This window comes from Zoogloea sp. LCSB751, from assembly GCF_002028455.1.
Lineage (GTDB): Bacteria > Pseudomonadota > Gammaproteobacteria > Burkholderiales > Rhodocyclaceae > Zoogloea.
This window is the reverse complement of the sequence record NZ_MWUM01000048.1, coordinates 1-10497: the sequence shown is the minus strand read 5'-3', so window position 1 is coordinate 10497 and position 10497 is coordinate 1. Positions and strand designations below refer to the sequence as shown.

At 60.8% G+C, this 10497-nt stretch carries 7 protein-coding genes; all 7 read left to right on the top strand.

All coding sequences use genetic code 11. The features are described from left to right. The coding region (locus tag B4920_RS25340) for an IS66 family transposase (RefSeq protein WP_139379628.1) at positions 1 to 570 on the top strand (570 nt) is incomplete at its 5' end. A 326-nt stretch (positions 571 to 896) separates the two neighbouring features. Then, positions 897 to 1100, top strand: a complete 204-nt coding sequence (locus B4920_RS25335) for a hypothetical protein (protein WP_079437531.1) — start codon at positions 897 to 899, stop codon at positions 1098 to 1100. Positions 1101 to 1157: 57 nt separating this feature from the next. Then, entirely contained in the window at positions 1158 to 4649 is a 3492-nt protein-coding gene (hsdR, locus tag B4920_RS25330) for a type I restriction-modification system endonuclease (protein ID WP_079437529.1), read from the top strand. 42 nt (positions 4650 to 4691) lie between these two features. Further along, positions 4692 to 6146, top strand: coding sequence for an N-6 DNA methylase (locus tag B4920_RS25325; RefSeq protein ID WP_079437528.1), 1455 nt, complete (start codon positions 4692 to 4694; stop codon positions 6144 to 6146). Continuing rightward, positions 6143 to 7534, top strand: a complete 1392-nt coding sequence (locus B4920_RS25320; protein WP_079437527.1) for a restriction endonuclease subunit S — start codon at positions 6143 to 6145, stop codon at positions 7532 to 7534. The genes B4920_RS25325 and B4920_RS25320 overlap by 4 nt, the downstream gene beginning before the upstream one ends. Next, the gene (locus B4920_RS25315; protein WP_079437526.1) at positions 7531 to 9207 is read left to right on the top strand and encodes an AAA family ATPase; all 1677 of its coding nucleotides are present in this window, start codon (positions 7531 to 7533) and stop codon (positions 9205 to 9207) included. The genes B4920_RS25320 and B4920_RS25315 overlap by 4 nt, the downstream gene beginning before the upstream one ends. Next, a complete protein-coding gene (locus B4920_RS25310) occupies positions 9207 to 10298 on the top strand; it encodes a hypothetical protein (protein WP_079437525.1) in 1092 nt (363 codons plus the stop codon). The genes B4920_RS25315 and B4920_RS25310 overlap by 1 nt, the downstream gene beginning before the upstream one ends. Positions 10299 to 10497 lie beyond the last annotated feature (199 nt).

The following is a 10497-nucleotide window of genomic DNA, read 5'->3' as shown; positions in this document are numbered from 1 at the left end:
GGCGTGACCGAAGCGGGCTGCATGGCCCACGCCCGACGCAAGTTCTTCGAGCTTCAGGAACACGGGCAGAGCCAGATCGCCGCCGAGGCGCTGGAGCGGATCGCCTCCCTCTACGGCATCGAACAAGACGCGCGGGAGCTGAAGGCCGAAGCCCGCCAGGCGCTACGAGAAGCGCGTGCCCGGCCGCTGCTGGAAGATTTGAAGGCCTGGCTGCTGGTGTGTCGGGGCAAGATCCCCAACGGGTCATCCAGCGCCAAAGCCATCGACTACACTCTCAAACGCTGGGCGGCGCTGACCCATTACCTGGCCGATGGAAACGTCCCCATCGACAACAACTGGATCGAGAACCAGATCCGGCCGATTGCCATCGGCCGCAAGAACTGGCTCTTTGCCGGCTCGCTGCGCGCCGGCAAGCGGGCGGCGGCGATCATGAGCCTGATCCAGTCGGCACGCCTGAATGGGCACGAACCGTTCGCGTATCTGAAGGACGTCCTGACCCGACTGCCGACTCAGCCGCAGAGTCGGATCGGGGAACTGTTGCCGCATCGGTGGAGGTCGGATTCAGCCTGAGGCTCGGTCAAGAGGGGATGGCCGGAGGCTTACAAAGCAGCCTGTCAGCATGCGAGGTAGTAACGACCGGTTTACACAGAATTTCGGACATGCTTGGACTGGAGGCCAAATCCTTCCGCTCGTCGAGGAGTGTGAGCGCAAGCGAGGCTGATGGATTGATCGACATGCGTACGGCCGGCAAGCATGTTCAGTTGGCGCCCTAACACACCTGCGTGCGCCATGATTCTCTGCGCAGAGCGCGCCAATATGCCGAAGACTTGTTGGCTGGAAAAACGACTCCTGATACGCTTAGCAAAACGCTAGCGTTTTTCACACAGGAGCAGATCGTGGCCGTCACGAAGACAGAGGTTGTTAGCGTTAGAGTCCCACCGGATGTGAAGGCTGCGCTGGTCGCCGCCGCCGAGCAGGAGCGGCGCAGCTTGGCATCTATGGTCGAGTTTATGGTGCTCGAGTACTGCAGATCGCGCGGCATTGGAGGTGAATGGGCGGCGGACGCCGCAAGCGCGCATAAGAGTGTTGTGAAAGGTTAAGTCCACCAAACACCGCAAGGCGAACGAACTTGCAAGGACTTAAGGGGCAAGAGGTCAATGGCAAGAGACATCGCGCAAGGATTATTTCTAACTGAGCACAGCCCGTTGCTCGCTGATCTTGGGGCAACCGCGGAGCGGCTCTATCCTTTCGATCCGGCCAGCTGCGTGCTCAAGCTGCGGTTGTTGGCCGAGTCGATCACGCAGGATGTGGCGTCCCGCGTAGGTGTGCGCCTGATCCAACCCACCCAGGCAGAGCTGCTGCGCGCAGTGGACCAGCGCTTGGGACTTGATCCGCAAGTGCGGCAGATGTTCCATTTGCTGCGCCAGAGGGGCAACGAGGCTGCACATCAGGTGGACCATCGCATCGGCTACCGCGAGGGTCTAGAGGCGCTGAAGGTTGCCCGTGAAATCGCGCTTTGGTTTCATCGAAGCTTCGGCAGCGACGCGGACTTCAAGCCCGGTCCCTTCATCCTGCCGGACGACCCCAGCCAGCGGCTGCTTACGCTGCAGCAGCAAGTGGCTGACCTCACGCAGAACCTGCAGAAGGCCCAGAGTGAACAGGCGGCCAAAGGCCAAATTGCAGAGTTGCTGGCCGCCCAGGCAGCACAGGAGCGCGTGCTGGCCGAGCGGGCCGCCGAAGAGCGCAGCGTCTACGAAAGTCTGGCCGAAGAGGCCAGCACCCGCTACGCCGCCCTTAAGGCCGAATTCGACGCCCACCTGCAAACCGCCAATGCTGCGCCGGACGTACCCACCTCGCTGGACATTCAGGCCTTTGCGCAGCGCACCACCCAGGCTGCACAAAAGGTGGCGATGGACGAAGCTTCCACCCGCCTGCTCATCGATCAGATGCTCAAGGACGCCGGCTGGGAGGCCGACACCCATGAACTCACCCATGCCAAAGGCGCACGGCCGGAACGCAACCGCAACTTGGCGATCGCCGAATGGCCCACTGCGGGCAAGCAGAGCGCCGACTACATGCTGTTCGCCGGTCTCACACCCATTGCTGCAGTCGAAGCCAAGCGCCTGAACGTCAACGTCGCCGGGAAGATTGGTCAGGCCGAGCGCTACGCCCGCGGCTTGCAAATCGAGCCCGGGCACGAAGCCGCCTGGCTGGCTGAAGGCCGCCAGGGCCCCTGGCCCGACGGGCAGGGAGGCGTGTTTCACCTTCCCTTTGCCTACTCGTGCAACGGCCGCCCGCTGGTCAAGCAGAGCCCTGAAGCCAGCGGCACCTGGTTCCGCGATCTGCGCCACCAGGGCAACCTGGCCAAGCCGCTGCAAAGCTTCCACTCACCTGACGGCTTGCTCGACCAGCTCCGCCGCAACAAGGCCGAGGCGGAAGCCAAGCTGCAACAAGAAGGCTTTGCCTACTTGGGTCTGCGCGATTACCAGCAAAAGGCTATCAGCGCGGTGGAAGCCGCGCTGGCCGCCGGCCAGACCAACTGCCTGCTGGCCATGGCCACCGGCACGGGCAAGACGCGCACCATCATTGGCCTCATCTACCGCCTGCTCAAGGCCGAACGTTTCCGTCGCATCTTGTTCCTCGTGGACCGGACCGCCTTGGGCGACCAAGCGCTTGACGCCTTCAACGAAGCCCCGCTGGAACAAAGCCAGCCGCTATCGAAGATCTACAACATCGCCGAACTGGGCGACATGGCTGCCGAAGCCGAAACCCGCGTGCAGGTGGCAACGGTGCAGGCGATGGTCAAGCGCATCTTCGGCAGCGACAACCCGCCCCCGCTGGACGCTTTCGACTGCATCATCGTGGACGAAGCCCACCGGGGCTACACCTTGGACCAGGACATGACTGAGGGCGAGCTCGCACTGCGCGACCACGCCCAGTACCTCTCCACATATCGGCGCGTGCTCGACTACTTCGACGCCGTCAAGGTGGGGCTGACCGCCACCCCTGCGCGCCACACCACCGACATCTTCAGTCGACCGGTCTACACCTACTCGTACCGTGAAGCCGTGGCCGACGACTGGCTTATCGACCACGAGCCCCCCATCCGCTACCAGACCCTGCTGAGCCAGCACGGCATCCACTTCGACAGCGGCCAACAGGTCGAGGCCATCAACCTTGGCACCGGCGAAATCGAAACCGCCGAGCTGGACGACGAACTGAACTTCGAGCTTGAAAGCTTCAACAAGCGCGTCATCAGCGAGCCGTTCAACCGCGTCATCTGTGAACAGCTCGCCCAAGAGCTGGACCCCATGGGCGAAGAGAAGACCATGATCTTCTGCGCCACCGACGCTCATGCCGACATGGTCAAACGGCTGTTGGGTGACGCCTTCAAGGCTGTGCACGGTGACCACTACAACCAGGCCGCGGTGGAAAAGATTACCGGCGCGTCCGACAAGGTCGACCAGCTCATCCGTCGCTACAAGAACGAGCGCTTCCCCACCATCGCCATCACGGTGGACCTGCTGACCACTGGCATCGACGTGCCGCCCATCTGCCATCTGGTCTTCATGCGCCGGGTGCGCTCACGCATCCTGTACGAACAGATGATCGGTCGTGCCACCCGGCGATGCGACGAGATCGGCAAGACCGTCTTCAAGATCTACGACCCGGTGGACCTGTACGCCTCGCTCCAGGCCGTCAACACCATGCAGCCGTTGGTGAAGGATCCCAAGGTCACGCTGGAACAGTTGTTCGAAGAGCTAAACAACCCGGCCGCGCACGAGGCCGCGGGCAGCGCCCCCGGCCGCAGCCACGCGCACGATGTACTCGACCAACTCAACCAGAAGCTCATGCGCGTTCTGCGTGACGCCGCACACAAGGCCGAGAAGAAGCCGGCCCTGAAAGAAAAGCTGGATCAGTTGGAGCAGCAATGGGGCGTGCCGCCGCAGCATCTGCACCGCCACTTGCATCAGATCGGGCAGGAAGGTGGCCCCCAGGCCGCAGCCGACTTTTTGCGCCACAACACCCGCCTGCTGCTGCAACTCGCCGAGGTCAAACAGCTCCTGGGCACGGCCTACATGCCTGTCATCGCCACCCAGGCCGACGAACTGCGGGAACGAAGCCAAAGCTGGGGCCTGTACGCCAAGCCAGAGGACTACCTCGACAGCTTCAGCCACTTCGTGCGCGAGCAAATCAACCAGTCGGCCGCCATGGCCACGGTGGTCAACCGCCCCAAGGACCTCACCCGCGAACAGCTCAAGGAAGTGCGCCTGTTGCTTGACGGCGCTGGTTACTCCGAAGCCAGCCTCAAGGCCGCGTGGCGCAATCACAGCAACCAGGACATCGCTGCTGGCGTCATTGCCTATATCCGCCAAGCGGCGCTGGGCGAAGCGCTGCTGCCCTTCGACCAGCGGGTGGCCCAGGCCATGCAGAAGATCTACGCCCAACACGCCTGGACACCGGTGCAGCGCAAATGGCTGGACCGCCTGGCGAAACAACTCACGCACGAACTGGTCATCGATCAAGCTTTTGTCAACAACGCCTTTGCCAACGACGGTGGTGCGAAGCAGCTGGACAAACTGCTGGGCGGGCAACTCGACAGTGTGATGGGGGCGCTTGCTGCCGGTCTCTGGCCACGTGCCGCTTGACAATTCAACGTTTGACGCTCAATAGACTCACAGAACTCAAAAATGACCACCCAAGAAATCGTCCAGAAGCTCTGGAATCTCTGCGACGTGCTGCGCGACGACGGCATCAACTACAGCGACTACGTCACCGAACTCGTGCTGCTGCTCTTCATCAAGATGGAGCACGAAAACACCGAGAGCGGCATCCTGCAAAGCCACAAGCTGCCCGCCTACGCCCGCTGGCCCGAGTTGCGCGACAAGAGCGGCCTGAATCTGCTGCGCCACTACCGCGAAACCCTGCTGAAACTCTCGGCCAGCGACGACCGGCTGATCGCCGCCATCTACGCCGACGCGCAAACCAGCCTTAAAGAACCGCGCCACCTGGAACAGCTCGTCAAAAGCCTCGACAGCATCGACTGGTTCAGCGCCCGGCAAGACGGCCTGGGTGATCTGTACGAGGGCCTGCTGGAAAAGAATGCCAGCGAAACCAAAAGCGGCGCCGGCCAGTACTTCACGCCCCGCCCGCTGATCGACGCCATCGTCAAGGTCATCAAGCCCCAGCCCGGAGAAACGGTGCAAGACCCGGCTGCAGGTACGGCGGGCTTCCTGATCGCGGCTGACCGCTATATCAAGGACCAGACCGACGATCTCTACAACCTCAGCGACAGAGAACGCAAGTTCCAGCGCAACCAGGCTTTCCTGGGCATGGAGCTGGTACCCGGCACCCGCCGCCTGGCGCTGATGAACTGCCTGCTGCACGGCATGGAGGGTGACGACGAGGGCGTGGTGCACGTGGGCAACACGCTGGGCAGCGCCGGCAGTGGCCTGCCAAAGAGTCACATCATCCTCAGCAACCCGCCCTTCGGCACCGCCAAGGGCGGCGGCGGCCCCACCCGCGACGATCTGACCTTTGCGACGAGCAACAAGCAGCTCGCCTTCCTGCAGCACATCGTGCGGCACCTGCGCGACGGAGGGCGTGCCGCTGTGGTGCTGCCCGACAACGTGTTGTTTGAGGCCGGCGTGGGCGCCGACATCCGCCGCGACCTGATGGATAAGTGCCGACTGCACACCATCCTGCGCCTGCCCACCGGCATCTTCTATGCCCAGGGTGTCAAGACCAATGTGCTGTTCTTCGAGAAGATCAGCCAGGCCGCCACCGGCAGCACGCAGGAAGTGTGGGTGTACGACATGCGCGCCAACGCGCCCAAGTTCGGCAAACGCACGCCGTTGACCGACGCGCACTTCGCCGACTTCATCGCTGCGTATGGCGACGAGCCCAACGGCAAAGCCGCGCGGCAGGACCAGGGTGAACAAGGCCGCTTCCGCCGCTTCAGCCGCGACTGGATCGCCAGCGAAAAAGGCGACAGCCTGGACATCGCCTGGCTCAAAGACGACAACGCCGAAGACGCCGCTGACCTGCCCGAGCCGGCGGTTCTGGCGCGGGAGGCGGTGGAGCAGCTGAACGGGGCGCTGGCAGAGCTGGAGGCGATCCTGGCAGAGCTGGGGGCGGTCAAATGAATGCTCTCCCCTTCGGCTGGACCAGCGTCTTGATCGCCGATGTCGCTCATATCGTTGGGGGCGGGACGCCTCCGTCCAAAGATGAGGAGTGCTTTGCACCTCCTGGCCAAGGTGTCCCCTGGATCACTCCTGCGGATCTGAGTGGCTACAGGGACCAAACAATTTCGCGAGGCACTCGGGACCTATCCACAAAAGGGCTCGCATCCTGCTCGGCAAAGGTTATGCCGGCCGGTACCGTTTTGTTTTCAAGTAGAGCACCAATTGGATATGTGGCGATCGCCAGCAATCCAGTGACCACCAATCAAGGGTTCAAGAGCTTTGTTCTTCCAAAGGAGATCGACAGCCGCTTTGCCTACTACCAACTAAAGCACATCAAACCCGTTGCGGAGGCACTCGCGACAGGAACTACGTTCAAAGAGCTTTCGGGTTCGGCGGCCGCGAAGCTACCTTTTATGGTTGCACCCCATTTTGAGCAAAAACGCATCGCCGACAAGCTCGACACCGTCCTCACCCGCGTGGACGCTGTCAACACCCGCCTGGCCCGCGTCGCCCCCATCCTCAAACGCCTCCGCCAGTCCGTCCTCGCCGCCGCCACCTCGGGGCGGTTGACGGAGGATTGGCGGTTGAAGAACGCAGCAGATGTGTCTGCTGATCCCTCGTCCCCTCCTCCTGAACTCAGTCAGATGATCATTCCTCCGACCTGGATGTGGAGGAGCGTCAGCGAGCTTTCGGCCAAAGTCACTGACGGGGTCCACAAGAAGCCTACTTATATAGACAATGGCGTGCCATTTTTGACCGTAGGCAACTTGACTGCTGGTCCGGGTATTGATTTTTCAACAACTCGTTTTGTGTCGGAGGATGATCACGCAGAGTATTGCAAGCGGACTTATCCTGAGAGGGATGACATCTTGGTCACTAAGGATGGCACCTTGGGGGTGGTTCGGCGAATCGAGACCGATCAACCCTTTAGCATTTTCGTCTCGCTAGCTCTAGTGAAGCTGGTCGACAAACGGCAATCCCCATACGTCTCCTTAGCACTCGCCAGCCCGCATCTGCAGATTCAGATGAAAGGAGTTGGAACCGGGCTTCAACACATCCACTTGACGGACCTTCGGAAGGATCTGCTACCGCTTCCTCCGTTAGATGAACAAGCCGAAATCGTTCGCCGTGTCGAAAGCCTCTTCGCCTTCGCCGACCGCCTCGAAGCCCGCCTGCAGACCGCTCAGAGCGCCACCGAACGCCTGACCCCGGCACTACTGGCCAAGGCCTTCCGCGGAGAACTGGTGCCACAAGACCCGAACGACGAACCTGCGAGTGAACTGCTGCGCCGACTGCAGCAGGATGCACCGTCGTCTAGTACACGACGCGGACGGAAAAGCGCTGCATGAAGCTGCTGTCGATTGAGCTGTTCGGGCAATACAAAGGCCTAAGGGATCAGGCCTTTGACTTCTCAACGGTGAGGGGTGATGTGGCCGTTCTCATCGGCGCCAACGGCTCGGGTAAGTCGCAGGTGATGGAACTGATCGCCGAAGCCTTTGCCTTCCTTGAACGTCGACAGCGACTGGACTTCAGGGTACGGGTGCCGCTTGGGTATGACTTCCGCGTTACTTACGAGATGGCATCGTCTCGCTACGAAGGTCTTCGCAGGTTCGTTGTGGACACGCGGGATGGTCTTCGTCTTGCGGTGCATCAACTCGCTGAGCCGCCTAACGATGGTGTCGCACAGCCGTCTCAGGGGACGTGGAGTGAGATAACGGCGAATGGCTCATTGGAAGAGTTGGCGCTTCCTCGAGTCATCGGATACGCCTCTGGCATGTCCGAGAACCTCCAGCGGGCTTTCATGCGCAATGCGCTTCAGTACTTTGACGTGATTCGGGTCAGGGCGAACTTGAAGAAGGAGCTTGCGCAGCCCGAAGTGGATGAAAGGGCAACGCTGGCCATCAATGAGCGCTATCTCAGGCGCAACCCGGGCATTTTCGCTGCCGAAGGGGAGGATCCCGAATCGGGCCTTTTCAGGCTACGCGAGACCGACACGGCGATACCCAGAAACCTCTTCCTCGACTATGACTGCGCTGCGCTGCTGATCGCGATACTCGGCATGCTCCCGCATGCTGATCGTGACGAGGTATGGGATGAAATCCCTTTCCGCCATCCAGCGCGTGTGGTGTTGAGGTACGACCTGCGTGGCCAAGCGACTGCTTCGGACAACGCTCGCGACATCAAGCGCTTGATCGAATTGGCGGGACCACACAGGTGTACGCCGATCTCGCCACAAACCAGCGAGCCCGAGTATGAGTTGCTGGAGCTGGACTACTTGGCCGGCGACATCGAGATCGATTTCGCGGACCCGGAAGTTATCCGTCGGATGGCTGACAACTCGCGAGAGCCCGACCAGTGGTTCTCGGCCTTGTACAAGCTACAACTTCTGGGCGTCGATGAATGGTCGGGGGCGGTAAAACGCGCGCTGCGACGCGATAGCTTTCAAGGTCATGTTGAGAAGCCGCTGAAAGGGAAGCTCCCTCTTTCGGTGCAGGAACTCTGGATGTCCGATGGCGAGCGAACTGTCGCGCTTGACGACTTGAGCGACGGAGAAGTGCAGCTTCTATTGACACTGGGCGCCGTGCGACTCTTCGGGGACGGTGAGACGCTGTTCCTCTACGACGAACCCGAAACGCACCTGAACCCAAGCTGGCGCACCCGATTTCACTTGGACTTTGAAAAGGCGAATGAGGCCAAAGGAAAAGCCCAGGCCATCATCTCCTCGCACTCCCCCTTTCTGGTCTCTTCGCTGCCTAGCAGAGCGGTGTTCCATTTCAAGAAGATCGACGGCGTGACTGACATGACGAATCCGCCAGGAGAAACCTTTGGCGCATCGTTTGACGTGCTGATCAAAAAGCACTTCAACCTGCGTGCAACGATCTCTGAGACGGCTGTCCAGGAAATTCGTGAGCGGCTGGCGGATCGTCAATTTACGAATCAACAGAAGTTGCACTGGCTCGAAGACTCCGTGGGCGAGTCGATGGAGCGTTCGTACCTCATCAACAAGCTGCGGGCCAACTGATGCTGTTTGCGATCAGACCCAATCTTCAGCAGTCCAAAGTTTTCGACGGACTCAATCGCTTTCTTAGAGAGACGATGCTTGCCGCGCTTGAGGAGCGGCAAGTCGACGAAACGAACCTTCCGGCTGGCCTGTGCGCTGCGGTAGCTGGAAATCCGCCGACTTGTGCAGCGATTGACGCTTTGGTGGCGAAGTTGTCAGCGCTTCATCAGCGGCAGAAGCAAGCCCTTAAGGACGCACTGACACTCAACACAGAGCCTTGTGCATTCCTGGCTGATCGGGCAGAGCCGCTGCCATACATACCTGATGCGGTATGTCCCGCCCTGAAGACTCTCTCAGTTCAACTGTTTCAGCGCACGGCGAAGCTCAAAGGCGTGGAGCAGGCATGTGGTGAATGCATCAACGATCACTACGCTCGCTTCCGTCACGGCAACGCGCCAGGCAATGGCAATGTGTGCTGCGTTTGCGGGACCGAATACCTTGCTCAGGTTCGGGCTGACGAGAACGACAACGAGCAGTGGCGTGGCCCGTACGACCACCTGCTGGCAAAGGACCTGTACCCGCTATACGGGGTCGATCCTAAGAACTTGCTGCCCATCTGCAACACCTGCAACTCCAAAGCCAAGCTGGCCAAGGACTTGGTTTGCAAGGATGGGGTCCGTCGCCTCAGCTTTTCGCCGTGGACCGAGCACGCGTTGTCGCAAGAGATCGAGGTGGTCGTAGATGACGCGAACGATCTGTTTCCACGCGTGGTCGTGAACCTCAGGAGCGCTGATCCTGATCGGCAAGAGAAGCTTGCGACCTGGGATGATGTCTACGAGATCAAGTCTCGCGTGGAGGGCGAGTTCAAAGAGTTGGCTGCCAAGTTGGCCGAGGATGCCCACGCGCCCAACGATGCATCCTTTCTTCAGAACCTCCGTGAGGTCGGGCTTGCCAAAGCTCAAGCAGAAAGGCTGACGCCCTTCAACTACTGGCGTGCGCGTGTCTACGCGGCGGTGAGACGCATGAGTCCACGTAGCCGTGAGGCCTTGCGCCAAGCGACTGCACCCACGCCCCAAGCGATTCAGGACATGGAGGCGCTGTTCTTCCAGTGAACAGCGGTCTCTGTGCAGAAAAGCAGCTCCCGATGAGTGCGCTGGTGACTGTTAGGAAAGGGGCATGTCCAGATTCTTGTGTAAACCTGCCGCTCAAGAGCAACATGCCGACCGACCACTTTGGTTAAGGGTTGTCCGATGCCTGCCCCTACGCGCACACGTTGAGGGCCTGACGCCTCCGGCCGGGCAGGCGGCGGAC